We start from the raw sequence: 17152 nt of genomic DNA, 5'->3' as shown, positions 1-17152 counted from the left end.
TTGCGGTTCATCTTTCCCGGATCGCATCGCCGCTCAAATCATTTTCAGTTCCGTGATTGCATGTCTCACCCCCGGGTAAGTGTGGTTTTGCCGGTGCGAAACGCACGGGAGACTTTGGATGAATGCTTGCAGTCCGTCACAGAGCAGACGCTGACGAACTTCGAAGTCATTGTGGTGGATGATGGCTCCAGCGATGGAAGTGCTGCAAAACTCGCCTATTGGGCGCAAAGGGATTTCCGTCTCAAAATCGTGTCCCAGGGACCGCAGGGTCTGGTGAACGCGTTGAACAATGGCCTGGGTCAGGCCAAAGCGCCTTATATTGCCCGTATGGATGCAGACGATGTCATGCATCCGCAGCGATTGGAGCTGCAATGGTCTCACCTTGAACGCCATACGGAAGTAGGGCTGGTCGCCTGTCAGGTTGAGCTGTTTCCAGGTGAAGATGTTCAAGCGGGATATCGTGAATATCTTCGTTGGCAAAATCAATGCTTGGAGCCTGCAGACATTGCAAAGGAGATGTTTGTGGAATCTCCTTTGGCTCATCCGTCCGTGATGTTGCGTAAAGCATTGCTGGATCAGCACGGTACTTATCGCCAAGGGGAATTTCCCGAGGACTACGAGCTGTGGTTGCGCCTTAATCATGCCGGGGTAAAAATGCGTAAATTGCCTCGGGTGTTATTGTATTGGCGCGAAAGCAGTGAGCGTACATCCAGAGTGGATCCCCGTTATGCGCGGTCCAGGTTTGATTGGCTACGGGCAGAATATTTGGCAAAACATCCTTTATTACAGCGTGGCCGCCCCATTGTGTACTGGGGGGCGGGACGTAAAACCCGGCAACGCAGTGCTTTGCTGATTAATAAAGGATTTAACCCTTTTGCCTGGATTGATATTGACCCCAAGAAAATTGGTAATCGCATTCAGGGTGCGTTGGTGCAACCGGCGCAGTGGCTGCAACAAACAAAAGTGAGGGCACGCAAACCCGTGGTTCTGAGTTATGTTACCAATCATGGAGCCCGAGATCTCATCGCGTCTCAGTTGGAGCGGTATGGCTATGAGCAAGGTGAGGACTTTTTAATGGTGGGATAAGTGCCGTGAGTCATAATATTATAAAGTTTGGGTAGGCGGCCCCAAGTTGCTAGAATAGGCCGCCAGAAACAGTTTGAGGAGTATTTCAATGCCGGTTTATCGATCGCGAACCACCACTCACGGGCGCAATATGGCCGGTGCACGTGCCCTGTGGCGTGCCACAGGTATGAAAGATGGTGATTTTGACAAACCCATTATTGCCATTGCCAATTCCTTTACCCAGTTTGTCCCAGGACATGTGCACTTAAAAGATTTGGGGCAAATGGTGGCTGCGGAAATAGAGGCAGTCGGTGGTGTTGCGAAAGAATTTAATACCATTGCGGTGGATGACGGTATTGCCATGGGACATGGGGGCATGTTGTACAGTTTGCCATCCCGAGAAGTCATCAGCGATGCTGTGGAATATATGGTCAATGCCCATTGTGCTGACGCCTTGGTGTGTATTTCCAACTGTGACAAGATCACGCCGGGAATGTTGAACGCTGCCATGCGATTGAATATTCCCGCCATTTTTGTTTCCGGTGGTCCGATGGAATCGGGTAAAAGTGTGATTCGAGGCAAGGAAGTGCACCTGGATCTGATTGATGCCATGGTGAGCGCGGCGAATCCGAATGTATCGGATGATGAAGTCGTTCAAATGGAACGTTCCGCTTGTCCCACCTGCGGTTCTTGCTCCGGAATGTTTACCGCCAATTCCATGAATTGTCTGACCGAAGCCTTGGGTTTGGCTTTGCCGGGTAACGGTAGTCTGTTAGCTACCCATGCCGATCGCAAACAATTGTTTTTGGAAGCCGGGCGGAAAATTGTAACGCTGGCTCGCCGCTACTATGAAGAAGATGACGCCTCAGTGTTACCGCGTTCCATTGCCAATTTTAAGGCTTTTGAAAACGCCATGTCTCTGGATATTGCCATGGGTGGGTCCACCAACACCATATTGCATTTATTGGCCGCTGCACAAGAGGGGGAGGTGGCATTCACCATGGCGGATATTGATCGCTTGTCCCGGCGGGTGCCCCATTTGAGTAAAGTGGCACCCAGCACTCAGCAGTACCATATGGAAGATGTACACAGAGCCGGAGGAGTGATGGCTCTATTGGGTGAACTGGATCGTGGTGGATTAATCCATACGTCCGGACCTACGGTACACAGTGACACTTTGGCGCAGGCCCTGGAGCAGTGGGATGTGTGTCGCAGCGATGCTGAGGAGACTCAGGTCTTTTATAAAGCGGGACCGGGTAATGTGCCGACACAAACGGCATTTAGCCAGGAGAAACGCTGGTCTGAACTGGATTTGGACCGCAAGAATGGCTGTATTCGCGACATAGAGCATGCCTATAGCCAGGATGGCGGGTTGGCGGTTCTTTACGGCAATATTGCCTTGGATGGTTGTGTGGTGAAAACCGCAGGGGTGGATGCAAGTATACTGGTATTCTCTGGTCCAGCGCGCGTGTTCGAAAGTCAGGATAGTGCGGTGGAGGCCATATTGGCCGATGGTATCCAGTCGGGCGATGTGGTTATTATTCGCTATGAAGGGCCGCGTGGTGGTCCGGGTATGCAGGAAATGTTGTATCCCACCAGCTATTTGAAATCCAAGGGTTTGGGCAAAGCTTGCGCATTGATCACCGACGGACGCTTTTCCGGTGGAACCTCGGGGCTATCCATCGGTCATGCGTCGCCCGAAGCCGCGGAAGGTGGTGCCATCGGTTTAGTGCAAGAGGGCGATATTATTGAAATCAACATACCCGAACGCAGTATTCGTGTAGCCTTGAGTGATGAGCAATTACAAGCGCGGCGTACGGCTATGGACAGCAGTGCACGGCCTTGGCAGCCCGTGGGCAGGGATCGAAAAGTCAGTGCGGCCTTAAGGGCCTATGCTGCGATGACCACCTCGGCGGCGCGTGGTGCAGTGCGGGATGTATCACAGCTGGAGCGAACCAAATAAGAACCAGGGGATAAATGCGAGGGCGCTTTGCCCGTTACAAAAGAGCCCTCAGCCTTCTTGGTTTATTCATTGTCACCGGCGTCCTTACAGACTGGACCAGTCGGAGCGTCGATGGCGTCGAAATTTGGGAATGACCATCCCCACCAACAAGCCAAGTAAGATTACCCCGGCGCCGGTGAGAAACCACTGCTTGTCGGAATCATTGCGCAATACCTGAATTTCTTGTTTCATCATTTCAACCTGATTTTCCAGAGAAACCGCTTGCATGGTCAGGTCTTTGTTCACATTGGATAGTTCCAGGGGTTTGGCGGCCACATCGCGTAAGTGACTCAATTCTTCGACCATTTTGGTCTTTTCATCGGTTGTAGACGCTAAGGTTTCTTTTAAGGTCTGATTTTCGGTTTCCAGGTCTTTGAGCTGTTGTTGCAAATCACTGTATTTTTCTTCCAATGATTCAAGTTTTTTCTGATTCCGGTCTAAAAGAAATTTGGCAGCCGGTTTGGCAGATAAGTGACGGCTCAAGGCCCAGCCCTCCTGGTCACCCACGCGAATTTGACTGTACTCACCTTCCTCAACACCGGTTGCCTCTACTTTGTCACCGCTTTTCAGGTTTTTTAGTATTTTGTGTTTATTGCTGGGACCGGCACGTAGCAGAATAATTATTTCGTCGCTCACGTATTTACTACCGCCCTCTGCCGCAGTCGCTGTGGCGGGGGAAATGATAAAGAGGCTGATAAAAAGGCTGCTGAAAATTAATTTTGTCATTTGGCGTCGATTTTTCCATGATTATTTGGCAGAAATTAATGTCTGCTAGGGGAATTTTAGTAGAAAATCCACAACTTGAAGTGAAAATAAGGAAAAATTGGTAAAAATGTGGTATAAATCACCCGTCTATTGGTCGCGTCGAGTGCATTTAGAACAATTATAGCGCTGTTTTGGGGAAGTGGCTGATATCTTAGAAAAAATTATGTGAGCACCGAGATGGTTTTGCGAGCAAAATTGACGCAGGGGCCCACTGTGATATAAATTCATGTGTTAGAATGATTCGCGGTTTTGATGAGGGGGAGCTTATCCAAACCGGATTTTGGATGTTAAGAAACTAGAAGGGTTAGGTCATGATAAAAAGAATCAGTATGATTGCGACAGTGCTGTCACTGTTGGTGTTCTCGGGAGGAGCTATCAGTCAACCAATCGCCGGTGGAATGAAACCAGGCGAAGGTAATGCCAAAGCCGGCAAAACCAAGTCGGAATTGTGTCACGGTTGTCATGGGGTTGATGGAATCAGTATAGATCCCACTACTTATCCCAATCTTGCCGGGCAGTACGCAGGATACATTTTCAAGCAAGTACAAGATTTTCAATTGGGTAATCGTCATGACGATACCATGAGCGCTATGGCCGCGACGGTAACCAGTCTGGACGATTTAAAAGATATTGCAGTTTATTTTTCCTCACAAAAAATCATGTCGGGGAAAAGCGGTAACTCCAAAAAATCCAGCGCAGGCAAGAATTTGTTTGAAAAAGGCAATCCCAAGGCGGGCGTGTACGGTTGCGTCAACTGCCATGGTAAAAATGGCAAGGGTAAAAGCAAAGCCAATTCATTATTTCCCATCATCGGTGGCCAGCAGAAAGCTTATATCATTAAGCAATTGAATAATTTCAAAACCGGTACCCGTAAGAACGATCCTGCCGGTATGATGGGTGATATTGCCAAGAAGCTGTCTAAGAACGACATCGAGAATGTCGCCGAGTTTTTGTCCGGGATGTAATCTGAATAGATATAAGCTGAACAATCCGTTTGCTCAACGCCCTGCCATCGGCAGGGCGTTTTTCGTTTCGCGGGCGTGGGAAGTGTGGGAGATGGCCTGGAGGTGAGTTTTCCCTGGCTCGATGGGAGGTTTACGGCAGGTCTGTTGGCCTTTGTTGTGCCGCAAACGCTACCATGTGGTGCATGTCCACACTGATGCCCACTTTGTCACCGATTTCATGGTTTTCATGGCTGGAAAATAAAGACAGAATATTTGAACCGGTGGGAAGGCGCAGCGTGTAAAGAATTTCTGCACCTTTAAAGGCTTTTTGAGTTATTTCTGCAGATAGGGCACTGCCTGCATCAGAAATGACATCGTCCGGCCGTAATAAGATTTGCACGGCGGTTCCAGGTCGCCACTTATAGGCGCGATCCCCTTTCAGTACTCCCAGTTCAGTTTCAATGGTATCCGGCGACAACATTGTCCCTGGTAAAAATACCCCTTGACCGATAAAGCGAGCCACAAATTTATCCACAGGTTCGTGATATAAATTGAACGGGGTGTCCCATTGTAGAATTTCGCCGTTTTTCATTACTCCAATCTGATCTCCCAGAGCAAATGCTTCATCTTGGTCATGGGTGACCAGGATGCCGGTGACACCTTCTTGCTTTAGAATTTGGCGCACTTCAAGTCGAAGGCTTTCCCGAATGTCCGGGTCCAGGCTGGAAAAAGGTTCATCCATTAGGATTAAATCGGGTTTTGCTGCCAGGGATCGAGCCAAAGCAATACGCTGTTGTTGCCCGCCTGAGAGTTCATGGGGGTAACGATGTTGAAATCCGTCCATACCCACCAGTTCTAACATATGCCGACCGGTTGTTTGTTGTTCTTCTTTGGGTTGATGGCGAATACCAAAGCAGACATTCTGAAACACCGTCATATGAGGGAACAGGGCATAGTCTTGAAATACCATTCCCTGGCGCCGTTTTTCAGGGGGTAGCGTGAAACCGCTCTTGGATAACAATTGGCCACCCATGCGGATTTCGCCGGAAAATACCGGTTCAAACCCTGCGATAGCTCTGAGTACCGTGGTTTTACCACAGCCGCTGGGTCCCAAAAGGCACACCAGGTTGCCATGATTGACGTGTAAAGAAAGATTGTCGACGATGGTGTTGCCTTGATAGCAACAGCGAATTTGTTTAAGTTCCAATAAAGGTTTCATTGCTGGGGTGGCTCTTAATGTCTTGATGCCATCATAGCAGACAGGCCGAATATACCGGAACCCGTGAGCATTTACAGGAGGAACTCCAGTAAGGCTTTTTGTGAATGCAAACGGTTTTCTGCCTCATCCCATATGACGCTTTGCGGGCCCTCCAAAACGTCTGCAGTGACCTCTTCGTCTCTGTGTGCGGGTAGGCAATGCATAAACAAAGCATCTGGATTGGCCAGTTGCATCAACTGTGTTGTGACACAGTAGTTTTTGAATGCCTGTTCCCGCTGCGCTTGTTCCTCCTCCTGGCCCATGCTGGACCACACGTCAGTTACCACCAAGTCGGCATTTTTTATGGCAGTGGCCGGATCGTTGCTCAGTACCAGTTTGGCCTGCGTGGATGCCAGCAATTGAGCATTCGGTTCGTATCCCTGCGGGGTTGCAATGTTCAATTGAAATTCCAGGATATGTGCGGCATTTATATAGGAGTGGCACATGTTATTGCCGTCACCAACCCAGGCGACGGTTTTCCCCTTGATATCACCCCGATGCTCAAAATAAGTCTGCATGTCCGCCAATAGTTGGCAGGGGTGATACATATCGGTTAGGGCATTAATAATCGGTACCTTCGAAAATTGAGCAAACCGTTCCAGCTTTTCGTGTTCAAAGGTGCGAATCATAATGATATCCACCATACGGGACAAAACCCGCGCCGTATCCTCTATAGGTTCGCCCCTGCCCAATTGAGTGTCTCTGGGTGAGAGGAACAGGGCGTGGCCTCCAAATTGAGCCATTCCAGCTTCAAAAGAGACGCGGGTTCGAGTGGATGATTTTTCAAACACCATGCCCAAAACTTTGCCTTGAAACGGTTGATAAATCTTTCCGTCGTGCTGCATGGTTTTGAGTTCGATGGCTCGCTGAATCAGCCGGCGGAATTCATCGGAGCTCAAGTCTCTCAAGGTTAAAAAATGACGCACTTGCATAGCCTTAGTCCTATACTTCAAACTGCCTGGAAATTGTGTACTAAATGGCAGACTTTTTCCGCAATTTGTTCCGCTTCGCTGTCATTGATAATTAAAGGAGGGAGCAGGCGCACGATTTTGTCTTTCGTGACGTTGAGTACAATGCCGTTATCCAATCCTTGCTTCACCAGTTGCGAACAATTGGTTTTTAACTGTACCGCCAGTAGCAAGCCTTGCCCGCGAATGTCTTCTACTTGGGGATTGTCTTTTAGACCCTGAGCCAATAAAGACAGAATTTTGTTGCCCATGATTTCAGCATTCTGTACCAAGTTATCCTGCTCCATGGCTTGGATAACCGCTAGGGCTGCACGACAAGCCAGGGGGTTGCCCCCAAACGTGGTACCGTGACTACCGGGTTGGAGTAGGTCCGAAGCGGTGCCGCGAGCCAAACATGCGCCAATAGGCATTCCGTTCCCCAGACTTTTGGCTAAGGTCATCACGTCCGGAGTGATGTTGCTGTGCTGAAAACAAAACCATTTTCCGGAGCGGCCCATGCCCGATTGGATTTCATCTAACATAAGTAACCACTGATGTTCATCGCAGATGGCTCGGAGGCTGTTCAGATAATCGGCATCGGGTATGTTAATACCACTTTCACCTTGGATGGGCTCCACCAATACGGCTACAACATTCTGGTTGTTCTCTGCAATAGTTCGCACGGCTTCAAGGTCATTATAAGGGACACGAACAAAACCTTGCACCAGCGGCTCAAACCCCGCTTGAACTTTGCGATTACCCGTGGCGCTCAATGTGGCCAGGGTACGACCGTGAAAACTGTTTTCCATCACGATAATAGCCGGAGACTTCACGCCCTTGCTCTTGCCGTGTAAACGCGCAATTTTAATGGCGGCTTCGTTGGCTTCTGCTCCGGAATTGCAAAAGAATGCCTTATCCATTCCACTCAGGCGCGTGAGGGCCTCACCTAATGACCGTTGATGTGGAATTTCAAACAGATTGGACGTGTGTAACAGCTGTGAGGCCTGCTCGCACAAGGCGGTTGTTACCGCCGGATGGGCGTGACCCAAACCCGTTACGGCAATACCACAAAGCGCATCCAGGTATGGTTTTCCCGTATCATCCCAGAGCCAAGCGCCTTTGCCTTTGCTGAAGCTAACCGGCTGCCGGGCGTATGTGTGCATTAATGTGTCACCCATAAGTTCTATCCCAAAAACAAAATGGCAGCCCCATGAGAGGCTGCCATTGCACTAAATCGCTATGGTAAAGGCTGTTGCCTGAATTGGCAATGCCTCCAGCTGTCGTCAGACAGCTTATTATAGATGAAGAAGCGGTGTTAGAATACCCCGTGAGATTGTGCGGCCATGAAGAATAGCAGCGGGATAGACAACATGGTGTTGGTTCGCGACGCCAACAAGGCCACTCTTTTCGCCTTGTTTTTCTCTTCGTCGCTGGCTTGAACCATTCCCAGCACTTTTTTCTGGTTGGGCCAGATCAAAACCCATACGTTGAATAACATAATGGTACCCAACCAAGCGCCAATACCAATATTCACGAAGCCCGTTTGCAGCAGGAAGGCTTTACCAAGATTGGGGCCGAGCAAGCCGGCGCCGGCGATCCAGGTAACGACTGCGGCCCAGCGAAACCATAACAAGGCTTTGGGGGCGATATATTTGCCAATAGCGGCAGGACCGGGGCCGTCTTTGTCTGCGGCGGCGGTTGCCATTGCCGGTACCTGTACAAAGTTAAAGTAGTACAACAGGCCAATCCACAAAATACCTGCCATAAAGTGCACCCAGCGTTCGAAAAATATTAAGTACTCCATGATATTACCTTTTTAATTTGTTGGTGTTGATGGGTAGTTGTTTAGGCCGTATTACGCGCCAATCGCTTTGGCAACAAAAGCCAGAATGACAGTGAGTACAAAACCGGAAATAATAGTACCTAAAATAGAATCAAGTGGGTTCATAGTCTTTTCCTTGTGACATCAAAATGTCATTATAATCAATCGTTTTATCTGCATTCGGCATGGCTATCGATTCTCAGCAATTAACCGAGTGCCTTAGTGGGTCAAAGGGTAAAGCATTCTTAATTATTATGCAATATTATAACTAACCAATATACCGCAGTAAAACCGCAGGAAATGGAATGAAGCATAACTCGACTGCATTGTCACCCGTAGAATTGAGCCTGTTCTCCAATCGGCTGGAAGCCGTGTGCGACGAAATGGGGGCAGTGTTACAGCGTTCGGCGTTTTCACCCAATATTAAAGACCGTTTGGATTTTTCCTGTGCCGTGTTTGATACAAAAGGCGACCTTAACGCTCAGGCGGCGCACATACCGGTGCACATGGGCAGTATGGCGTATGCTATGCGCCATATTGTTACCCAGACAAGCTGGCAAGAGGGCGACATGTTGCTGCTCAACGATCCCTATCTGGGGGGGACACATTTACCGGATGTGACCTTGGTTGCGCCCTTATTTGTAAATAACAAATTGGTCGCTTTTGTTGCCAATCGTGCCCATCATGCCGATATCGGTGCGGAAACCCCAGGGTCTATGCCGGTTTCCAGTACCCTAGCCCAAGAGGGCCTATTGCTGGCACCCACATTGTTGCTACAACAGGGCGTGCTGGATGGGGTTTTTCTGGAAGAATTGGCAGGAAAAACCGCTAACAGAAATCAGACTTTGGGCGACTTTTCTGCTCAGGTCAGCGCCAATCGCACTGGTCTGGAACGCCTCATGCAATTGATCCGGGCAATGGGGGTGGATCGTTATCAACAGGGCTTAAATCAGCTCAATGATTATGCCGCAACCTTGGCCGCTACCGCTTTGAAAAACATTCCCGATGGTAACTACGACTTTGAAGATAGCATGGATAATGATGGTATCTCCGCTGACGAGGTGCTCATCAAAGCGACAGTAGAGGTTGTGGGTGATCGTATTGTAGTGGATTTCAGCGGTACCGGCGCGCAAACGGCGGGAAATATTAACTGCCCCCTGTCTGTTGCCGCTGCCGGTGTTTATTATGTGTTTCGTTGTTTGATGCCTGCGTATACTCCCACCTGCCAGGGCATTTTCCGTAACATTGAAGTGAAGGCGCCAAAGGGATGTTTGTTGAATGCGGAGCGGCCTGCGGCGGTGGCGGCTGGAAACGTAGAGACCAGCACCCGGGTGGTCGATGTGGTGATGGGGGCCTTGGCGCAAGCTATTCCTGCACTGATTCCCGCTGCCAGCCACGGTAGCATGAACAACGTGGCCGCCGGCGCTCGGGCTCATCAGTTTCATAAAGCATGGGATTACTATGAGACCATTGGAGGAGGTATGGGGGCAGGAGCGAGCGGAGGCGGTCTCAGTGCAGTGCAAACCCACATGACGAATACGCGAAACACACCGGTAGAAGTGTTGGAAATGAACTACCCTATGCGTATTTTGCGCTATGAAATCCGCCATGGTTCCGGGGGGCAGGGGCGTTTTGCGGGAGGGGATGGTATTGTACGTGAATTTCAATTCTTAGCGGACACAACGGTTACGCTGTTAACCGAACGCAGGAAACGGGCTCCCTGGGGCTTGAACGGCGGCGGTGCGGCTGCTGTCGGTGAGAATTGGTTAAATGAAAAGAAACTACCGGGTAAAGTCAGTTTAACGGTGAAAGGGGGAGATCGCCTTTGCATAAAAACCCCCGGTGGCGGGGCTTGGGGTCGCTGGTCGAATTGATGTATCTGGCAAAGCTTAGTTCGCTTGATGCATACGATTCTGGAAAATAACCACAAAGTTACGGGCTTTGCGCTTGGTTAGCGCATCCATTTTGTTTTCCGCAAATTGAGATTTGTAAAGAAACTGTTTACGCAGTTCTTTGGGGGTATCTTTAATCTTTTTTAATGCGATTTGGCACCAGGCATAGGTTTTTGCCAGAGGATCGCCTTCCAGTTTGTCCACCGCCGATTGCCGGCAGCTTTCCATCATTGCTTCGAGGTTGCCGTTGTTTGCAGCAGCCTCAATGAGACGTCGGCCGCGATGGTGGTCTTGCGCTTGTTGGGTGGATTCGGCTTTGCGGCTATGTTCAATTAAGGTCCTTCCTAAAAACAGCATAGCATGGGTATTGCCCAAATCTGCAGATTTTTGGTACCACTTTTGGGAAGCGGCAATTGAAGTTTTTACGCCCCAACCGTTAGCATGCATCATTCCGTATTTGAATTGCGCGTAAGGGACGCCTTCATAGGCATAGTGCCGGAATATGCCGACAGCTTTATCAAACATTTTTTCTTTTAAAAACGCATCAGCCGCCAACAGTTCTTCATGTATGCCGGAAAAGGATGGCGTGGTTATTGACTTAAAAATATTGAGTTTGGCGATTGGGCCAAAATTGGAATTTTGCGCAATGAGTAACTCCGTAGTGTCCATAAACTCATCAGAGAGCGAATGAAACTTCCAGGAATATAGCACCTGCCATTCAACCGGAGGCGATTTCTTGGCCCAGCCCACAAAATCACCAATATAGTAAGCCTTTCCCGCTTCCACGCTTATAGTAGCGTTGGAGAAAGTGTCCAGTAGAGGTTTGCTTTCATGGATTATGCCTTCCTTGAAATAGGCTAATCGGCCAATGGTATATTTCCCCGGTGGCAGTTCAATGGCATAAACGTTGTCGGATTCCTTGAAATCAATGTATTTGGCGATCTGAAAGTTCTGATCCATCAAATAATTCAGCTGTAAGGCCATGCCGACACTTTCAGGTCTGCCGGAATGTTCCCGTTGCAGAGAAAATTTTCCGTAGACATAGGCTTTTTGGGGATCTAGTTGCTGTTTTGTGGAAATGACAGATTCTGTCCATGAGCAAGCGCTGAGCAAAGACAGTACTGAGGTGCTAAGGAATAATGGGTACCGCTTTGTTACAATTTTTTTTGTAATCGTTATTATCTTTGTAATCATGGTGGCGACCGGCTACTAATTATAAAAGCTAATCCGGGTTTATTGTATCCCATGATGTTGCATCAGGCCACGCATATATTGTGTGGTTTTTATAGCGTCTGATCAATAATGCACCGGTAGTGCTTTTGTTTTAGGCCTTTTGGTTATAAACTGCGCTTTAGCGCCTGGATTGATAAAAGTCACTCGCTATAACATTTCAGTATATGAACTATGGGTCCATATCTTTAAGGTTGAATCCGATTGAAAAGGATGATTCATGAACAAACTCATTAAGAACCCAATTATTCTGGTTGGCCTGCTTTTAGCGATTGCTATTGTCTTGGTAGTGGCCAGCGAAACGGGAAAGCGTAACACGGGTTTTGACCACAAAGCAGCGGGCTTAATTCGTGATCACTCGCCGACATTAGGAAGTGATAATGCCAAAGTGACTATCGTTGAATTTTTTGATCCTGCCTGCGGAACCTGTAAAGCGTTTTATCCCTTTGTAAAACGGTTGATGGCAAAGAATCCTGGAAAAATACGCTTGGTATTAAGATACGCAGCCTTTCATGAAGGCTCCGATGCGGTTGTTAAGTTATTGGAAGCCGCCCGGTTGCAAAATAAGTTTTGGGAAACATTGGAAGCGGTTTACGAGTCGCAACCCATCTGGGTATCGAACCATAAGGCTCACATTGAGAAGCTGTGGATGTTGCTGGGAGGGGTGGGACTGAATTTGAAACAAGCGCAGGCTGATATGGAAAAGCCAATGATGGTAACCCGCCTACAACAGGACATGGCTGATGCGCGTCGCTTGCAGGTGACGAAAACGCCTGGCTTCTTCGTAAACGGACAACCGTTACAGCAGTTTGGGTATGAACCTTTGCAGCGATTGGTCGAGAGTCAAATCAGTCAAAATTACTAAGGTAATCTTACTCTTTGCCATCTTGCTCATCGCCAAAGTAGCGGTATTTTCCTAATTACAGAGTTACCGTACACCGGCTTCCGGGTGTTCGGTACATTCTAGTGCCTATCTGTCTGCCCCTGTTGTTACTTGAAAGAAAAATTTCCGCAATGGAATAAAAATCCGGCCAAAGAGTACATATACAATACAGAGGAGCAAACGGTTGGGCTCCACCCATTAAATAATATCAGAAGTGAACCTGCGAAAATGGATAAGTTGTTGAAGTGGCTGCAAAAGCCGTCCAAGAGTCAGTTTGATGACTGGATTCGCTTATATCACCGAGCCCTGTATAAACATGCGCTGTGGATGACTGGCAGCCGTGACAACGCGGAAGATGTGGTACAAGAGACTTTTTTCCAAGCTTGGACTGCCATGGGGTCTTTGAAAGATCCCGACAAGGCCTTACCCTGGTTGTTGACCATTCTGAGACGTGCGGTTTATCGCGAGCAGCGATGTCGCTATCGTCATTCGGAAACCATTCAGGAGCTCATTCAATTGGATCAGGGTGTGGACCAAAGCATCATGACAGACGCCTATACCATGATTGAAATTTATGACAGTTTGGAGACCTTGTCGCCTAAGCTGCGTGATGCTTTCTTACTGTACCATTTGCATGGATTCAGCTACGAAGAAATCAGCGACCAACTGAATATTCCGGTAGGGACCGTAATGAGTCGCTTATCGCGGGCGCGCGACACATTGAAATCCGTATCGGAGATAACCGGAGGGAAAGTGGTTAGTTTGAAAAAGCTTAAGCGAGGTGTTGCGTATGAGAAATAGGGAAACTTTGCGAGAGCAATTGGAACGTCCTCATGTGCCCGAGGATTTGGAGCATCGGATTCGCTTGAATTGGCACAGTCAGCAATACAAGTCAGAACGATCCGTGCCCCGGCATTTTCTGGCTGCGGGTATGTTGGGAATATTGATAGGTGTGGCACTTATTCAATATTTTACCGTGACACCGGATCTGCTCAGTGTTGCTTTCGAAGATGTAAAAAAAGAACAAGTCCACAAGCCGGGGATTAGTCTGCCATTTAAGGGATTTGTTAAGCGCATAGGATTACATTCCTTTCCTGAGTCCATGCCGATTTACTCAGCCAAGTTTTGTAACCTCGGTGGCGACAGGGCTATGCATATTAGTGTGAGTGCAACGCCGGATGGTGATGCTGCGCAGGATGCGAAAGTACATTTGTTCATTAAAGAGGGTGAGTTTAGTGTGCCTCTGATTGGGGGGCAGGGGGAAGTTAGTATGCCTTGGAAACTGATTCGTCCTCGAAACGGCCTGACTGTATTGGTTATGTATGATGAGACAATTAGCTCGGATGCAGTGGATGCGCTTTTAGGTACGATGTTTCATGCGTGAATACTGGATCTGAATGGGAACAACAATATGTTGATGGGGATTGAAGTTTATGGTTAAAAATATTAAACAGGCTTTGGTTTGTGTCGCGACACTGGGCGCCATTGTGTCTTCAGTTTCTCCGGCGGCTGATTTTTACTCCGAGCCGGTATTTGTCAGTTTGCGTGAATCCAATCAGGTGGTCAAGTATCCCGGCCGTGAGATCTGGAAGGGTGGTCCAAAAATGTTGTATAACTCGGTCACTCCGGACGGTAAGACTCTGGTGGTGAGCAGTCCTAAGGATGGTGGAATTTACCTTTTCGACGCCAAGTCCGGGAAAATAACCGGACAAGTAAAAACCGGAAAAGCGGCAAAAGGCTTGAAAATTTCCCCGGATGGACGCGAGGTGTTTGTGAGCAATGAAGCCGCGAATACAGTCAGCGTGGTGGATTTGAAGACTAAAAAAGTGGTTGCCACTATTGCAACTGAAGAAATGCCGCATAACGTGCGTTTCAGTGATGACGGTAAAACGGCTTACGTCACATTACAGGGCGGAGCCGGTTTAGGGGTAATTGATGTTAAGAAACGAAAAATGCTCAAAGTCATTCCTACCCCCGGATTGGATACGCCTCACAACCTGGATTTATCTGCTGATGGGAAGCTTGCCTTTATCCGGGATACCTCCAATCAGGTGGGCGTTTTGGATTTGAGTTCCGAGAAAATGATGAAACAATTGACGGTGGGACAGGGACATGCCGGAATTGATGTAATACCCAATGGTAAGTTAGTGTTCACCGGCGCTATCGCTGATGATGTGGTCGCCGTGATTGATACCGATACCTTGCAAGTGGTGAAACAAATTAAAGTGGGGTTTGGTCCACACGGTGTACGTGCCTCAAGGGACAACCGTTATGTCTATGTCGCAGTGACCGCGGACGATAAAGTGGTTGTTATCGACGTCAACACCCTGGAAGTGGTTGAAGATCACAAAGTAGAGAGTTTCCCTTTTTGGGTTGCGGTTAACGGCAATCCCTGATTTTTGGCGTTAGCCCAGATCCAAGGCGGTACATGAGGTGGCTTAGGCTGCCTTGTGTATTGCCAAAAACGGGGTCTCTATGGGTACGGGTAAGGAATTGACTACCCGAGTGTTACATGAAAAAAACCTTCCTAACGAAGCCCTGTTTTTAGCAGTTAATTAGGTCTCTATCCCGGCAACGGATCTCAATTTTCGGTTGCGGGTTTTCGAATGGGTATACCTCGAGCCGGTAAAGGCCGGATTAGAATTTTCAGAGTAGATGACGGCGGACCACTCGGTTATACACAGATAGTCGGGCGTCTCTCTATGCTCGAATCTATGGTGTACAAAAGTTTCCAAGCGTACTATAACTTTAATAAGAGGGTCTGATTCTCTGTCGCGGATTCGACGCGACGATGAACGGTGGGTGAGTAATGTGAGCGACGTAAGAGATACCCCAAGCGGCAATGGTGGGTCCGGCGATAGCGGTCCAAGCAGCAATGATAGCGAAAAAGTGGCTTGTGATGTTTGCATGAAGGAAATCCCGGTTTCAGGAGCCCAAAGCATGGAAACGACCGACTATGTGATTCACTTTTGCGGAGTGGATTGTTATTCGAAATGGATGCAACAAAACCAAAAACCGGATTAAATGAACCCATTTTTGGAACGGTGCTAAAAGAGAAATCCCGCTAACACCGCTGCTCTTCTCGGCCCGCGTATGTTACAGAACGGTTGTAATTAACCGGTTCCGCACGGTTCGAATCCACCGCAAACAATTACTACGAGTTTGGTTGAAAACTCTCTCTGGGTTCATCTGCAAAGCAGATTTGCGATTCGCTCGGGGCGCTCGTGTAGGATTATAAATTAATTAAAAACAATGAGTTATCTTAAAGGTTTCGACTTGTTTTCCTGTGTGGGAGACGGTAAAATTTCACTACGGCAGTGCGATTCCGAATTTTCTGTTTTGATCCAAATCGTCTTTCGACGACTATTCCAATATCTTATTTCCTTGGTTTGGGTTGTACAATAGTTTGTAGGCACTGGAATGTACGCATTGAGAATTATTTAACAGTCATGGGGGTATTATGGGCTTGTTTCGGAAAAACTCTAAGAACCGCGACGACGTGGCGGGAGAGGATACCGACCTGGCGGTAGCGCAGCGCGACCCGTTGCAAGTTGAAAAAAATACCGGCTTCAAAATGATGGATCGCCAGGAGATATTTGCTCCGGATCTAACCAGTCCGGTCATTGAGGCGTTAATCAGCGAAAATATAGAATCCGGTCGGCGTGGGAAAGATCATTACAGTATTACCGATGTGATGAAACTCATCAGCGTAATTCCCAGGGTGAGTGATTCTGAATTGGTGATGGTTATTCGAACCATTGCATCTTTTGGGGTTGACGTTAAAGCCGTGATTAAGGAGGCAATTGAAAAAGAGCGCCTAGCTCAGCACCGAATGAATCGTTTGCGACAGGATATTGATGGTTTTAAGCAGAAAATCAAAAACAGCCAGGAAGAGATCGGCTTGTTGGAGGTGGGGCTGGTTGAATTAGTAAAATCCAAGGACTGTTTGATCAAAGGCGTGCGTTTGTTAAAGGATTCCGGAGCCTCTTTACCTGAAAAGAGCGCTGTGGATGTTCAGGAGGTTTTATCTAAAGTGGCGGTAGCAGAACGTCAAGTTCCCGAGATGGATACGTTTAGCACTCGGGTGATGGATAAGACCGAGTTAGCCGAGGCGAACACAATAGATCAAAAAAAGGTTCAAGACCAAGTCCAAACAAAGAAAAAAACAAAAGCAAACACTAAGGCGAAACGCACTACAAAAGCTCGCTCAAAAGCTAAAAACACCGCCAAGACCAATGCCAAAAAGGTACCAGTGAGTAACACAGCGGAAACCGTGGAATTGACATCTATAAATCTGGATGTAAAGCCCATATCTAAAAAACATAAGTAACAACGGAAGCCTAA

At 48.1% G+C, this 17152-nt stretch carries 16 protein-coding genes; 10 read left to right on the top strand and 6 right to left on the bottom strand.

The window, feature by feature from the left end:
• Positions 1 to 60: 60 nt before the first annotated feature.
• Both OEY58_00965 and ilvD read left to right on the top strand, forming a co-directional pair.
• Positions 61 to 1086, top strand: a complete 1026-nt coding sequence (locus OEY58_00965; protein MDH5324013.1) for a glycosyltransferase family 2 protein — start codon at positions 61 to 63, stop codon at positions 1084 to 1086.
• Positions 1087 to 1174: 88 nt separating this feature from the next.
• Positions 1175 to 3028 (top strand): dihydroxy-acid dehydratase, encoded by a 1854-nt coding sequence (gene ilvD, locus OEY58_00960; GenBank protein MDH5324012.1) that lies wholly within the window; start codon positions 1175 to 1177, stop codon positions 3026 to 3028.
• An 84-nt stretch (positions 3029 to 3112) separates the two neighbouring features.
• Here ilvD and OEY58_00955 read toward each other — a convergent pair whose 3' ends face one another.
• The gene (locus OEY58_00955) at positions 3113 to 3793 is read right to left on the bottom strand and encodes a TIGR04211 family SH3 domain-containing protein (protein MDH5324011.1); all 681 of its coding nucleotides are present in this window, start codon (positions 3791 to 3793) and stop codon (positions 3113 to 3115) included.
• Positions 3794 to 4143: 350 nt separating this feature from the next.
• Here OEY58_00955 and OEY58_00950 point away from each other — a divergent pair, with 350 nt between their 5' ends.
• Positions 4144 to 4797 carry a c-type cytochrome gene (locus tag OEY58_00950; GenBank protein MDH5324010.1) on the top strand — a complete coding sequence of 218 codons (654 nt, stop codon included), beginning with the start codon at positions 4144 to 4146 and terminating at the stop codon, positions 4795 to 4797.
• 130 nt (positions 4798 to 4927) lie between these two features.
• On the opposite strand, the gene OEY58_00945 is transcribed toward OEY58_00950, so the two are convergent.
• The 4 genes from OEY58_00945 to OEY58_00930 form a co-directional block, all read right to left on the bottom strand.
• On the bottom strand, positions 4928 to 5995 hold the full coding sequence (locus OEY58_00945; protein MDH5324009.1) for an ABC transporter ATP-binding protein: 1068 nt from the start codon (positions 5993 to 5995) through the stop codon (positions 4928 to 4930).
• Between the two features lie 71 nt (positions 5996 to 6066).
• Entirely contained in the window at positions 6067 to 6966 is a 900-nt protein-coding gene (gene argF, locus OEY58_00940) for an ornithine carbamoyltransferase (GenBank protein ID MDH5324008.1), read from the bottom strand.
• A gap of 17 nt (positions 6967 to 6983) precedes the next feature.
• Positions 6984 to 8159: an acetylornithine transaminase gene (locus OEY58_00935; protein MDH5324007.1), complete on the bottom strand. Its 1176-nt coding sequence runs from the start codon at positions 8157 to 8159 to the stop codon at positions 6984 to 6986.
• Positions 8160 to 8296: 137 nt separating this feature from the next.
• Positions 8297 to 8785 (bottom strand): urate hydroxylase PuuD, encoded by a 489-nt coding sequence (locus OEY58_00930; GenBank protein ID MDH5324006.1) that lies wholly within the window; start codon positions 8783 to 8785, stop codon positions 8297 to 8299.
• A 323-nt stretch (positions 8786 to 9108) separates the two neighbouring features.
• Between OEY58_00930 and OEY58_00925 the strand changes: the two genes are divergently transcribed.
• Positions 9109 to 10677 carry a hydantoinase B/oxoprolinase family protein gene (locus OEY58_00925; GenBank protein MDH5324005.1) on the top strand — a complete coding sequence of 523 codons (1569 nt, stop codon included), beginning with the start codon at positions 9109 to 9111 and terminating at the stop codon, positions 10675 to 10677.
• A gap of 15 nt (positions 10678 to 10692) precedes the next feature.
• On the opposite strand, the gene OEY58_00920 is transcribed toward OEY58_00925, so the two are convergent.
• Positions 10693 to 11889: a sel1 repeat family protein gene (locus OEY58_00920; protein MDH5324004.1), complete on the bottom strand. Its 1197-nt coding sequence runs from the start codon at positions 11887 to 11889 to the stop codon at positions 10693 to 10695.
• Positions 11890 to 12145: 256 nt separating this feature from the next.
• Here OEY58_00920 and OEY58_00915 point away from each other — a divergent pair, with 256 nt between their 5' ends.
• The 6 genes from OEY58_00915 to OEY58_00890 all read left to right on the top strand — a co-directional run bounded on the left by OEY58_00915 (position 12146) and on the right by OEY58_00890 (position 17138).
• Positions 12146 to 12790, top strand: a complete 645-nt coding sequence (locus OEY58_00915; GenBank protein MDH5324003.1) for a thioredoxin domain-containing protein — start codon at positions 12146 to 12148, stop codon at positions 12788 to 12790.
• A 246-nt stretch (positions 12791 to 13036) separates the two neighbouring features.
• Positions 13037 to 13609 carry an RNA polymerase sigma factor gene (locus OEY58_00910; GenBank protein MDH5324002.1) on the top strand — a complete coding sequence of 191 codons (573 nt, stop codon included), beginning with the start codon at positions 13037 to 13039 and terminating at the stop codon, positions 13607 to 13609.
• Positions 13599 to 14192, top strand: a complete 594-nt coding sequence (locus OEY58_00905) for a DUF3379 domain-containing protein (GenBank protein MDH5324001.1) — start codon at positions 13599 to 13601, stop codon at positions 14190 to 14192. Before OEY58_00910 ends, OEY58_00905 begins: the two co-directional genes overlap by 11 nt.
• A gap of 49 nt (positions 14193 to 14241) precedes the next feature.
• Complete coding sequence (locus OEY58_00900) at positions 14242 to 15204, top strand: beta-propeller fold lactonase family protein (GenBank protein MDH5324000.1); 963 nt, start codon at positions 14242 to 14244, stop codon at positions 15202 to 15204.
• 415 nt (positions 15205 to 15619) lie between these two features.
• Entirely contained in the window at positions 15620 to 15832 is a 213-nt protein-coding gene (locus tag OEY58_00895; GenBank protein ID MDH5323999.1) for a DUF3330 domain-containing protein, read from the top strand.
• 436 nt (positions 15833 to 16268) lie between these two features.
• Positions 16269 to 17138 carry a hypothetical protein gene (locus OEY58_00890; GenBank protein ID MDH5323998.1) on the top strand — a complete coding sequence of 290 codons (870 nt, stop codon included), beginning with the start codon at positions 16269 to 16271 and terminating at the stop codon, positions 17136 to 17138.
• The last annotated feature ends 14 nt before the right edge of the window (positions 17139 to 17152 follow it).

This window comes from Gammaproteobacteria bacterium (assembly GCA_029882975.1).
In the GTDB taxonomy this organism is placed as follows: Bacteria; Pseudomonadota; Gammaproteobacteria; order SZUA-152; family SZUA-152; genus JAJDNG01.
The sequence above is the reverse complement of the archived record's forward strand: the minus strand, read 5'-3'. Positions and strand labels throughout refer to the sequence as shown.

Bases quoted from the DNA above. Each gene is read 5' to 3' on its own strand.
- OEY58_00900 (MDH5324000.1), top strand. From the start codon at position 14,242: ATGGTTAAAAATATTAAACAGGCTTTGGTTTGTGTCGCGACACTGGGC.
- OEY58_00955 (MDH5324011.1), bottom strand. From the start codon at position 3,793: ATGACAAAATTAATTTTCAGCAGCCTTTTTATCAGCCTCTTTATCATT.
- OEY58_00920 (MDH5324004.1), bottom strand. From the start codon at position 11,889: ATGATTACAAAGATAATAACGATTACAAAAAAAATTGTAACAAAGCGG.
- argF (MDH5324008.1), bottom strand. From the start codon at position 6,966: ATGCAAGTGCGTCATTTTTTAACCTTGAGAGACTTGAGCTCCGATGAA.
- OEY58_00950 (MDH5324010.1), top strand. From the start codon at position 4,144: ATGATAAAAAGAATCAGTATGATTGCGACAGTGCTGTCACTGTTGGTG.
- OEY58_00945 (MDH5324009.1), bottom strand. From the start codon at position 5,995: ATGAAACCTTTATTGGAACTTAAACAAATTCGCTGTTGCTATCAAGGC.
- OEY58_00965 (MDH5324013.1), top strand. From the start codon at position 61: ATGTCTCACCCCCGGGTAAGTGTGGTTTTGCCGGTGCGAAACGCACGG.
- OEY58_00905 (MDH5324001.1), top strand. From the start codon at position 13,599: ATGAGAAATAGGGAAACTTTGCGAGAGCAATTGGAACGTCCTCATGTG.
- ilvD (MDH5324012.1), top strand. From the start codon at position 1,175: ATGCCGGTTTATCGATCGCGAACCACCACTCACGGGCGCAATATGGCC.
- OEY58_00890 (MDH5323998.1), top strand. From the start codon at position 16,269: ATGGGCTTGTTTCGGAAAAACTCTAAGAACCGCGACGACGTGGCGGGA.
- OEY58_00925 (MDH5324005.1), top strand. From the start codon at position 9,109: ATGAAGCATAACTCGACTGCATTGTCACCCGTAGAATTGAGCCTGTTC.
- OEY58_00910 (MDH5324002.1), top strand. From the start codon at position 13,037: ATGGATAAGTTGTTGAAGTGGCTGCAAAAGCCGTCCAAGAGTCAGTTT.
- OEY58_00930 (MDH5324006.1), bottom strand. From the start codon at position 8,785: ATGGAGTACTTAATATTTTTCGAACGCTGGGTGCACTTTATGGCAGGT.
- OEY58_00935 (MDH5324007.1), bottom strand. From the start codon at position 8,159: ATGGGTGACACATTAATGCACACATACGCCCGGCAGCCGGTTAGCTTC.
- OEY58_00915 (MDH5324003.1), top strand. From the start codon at position 12,146: ATGAACAAACTCATTAAGAACCCAATTATTCTGGTTGGCCTGCTTTTA.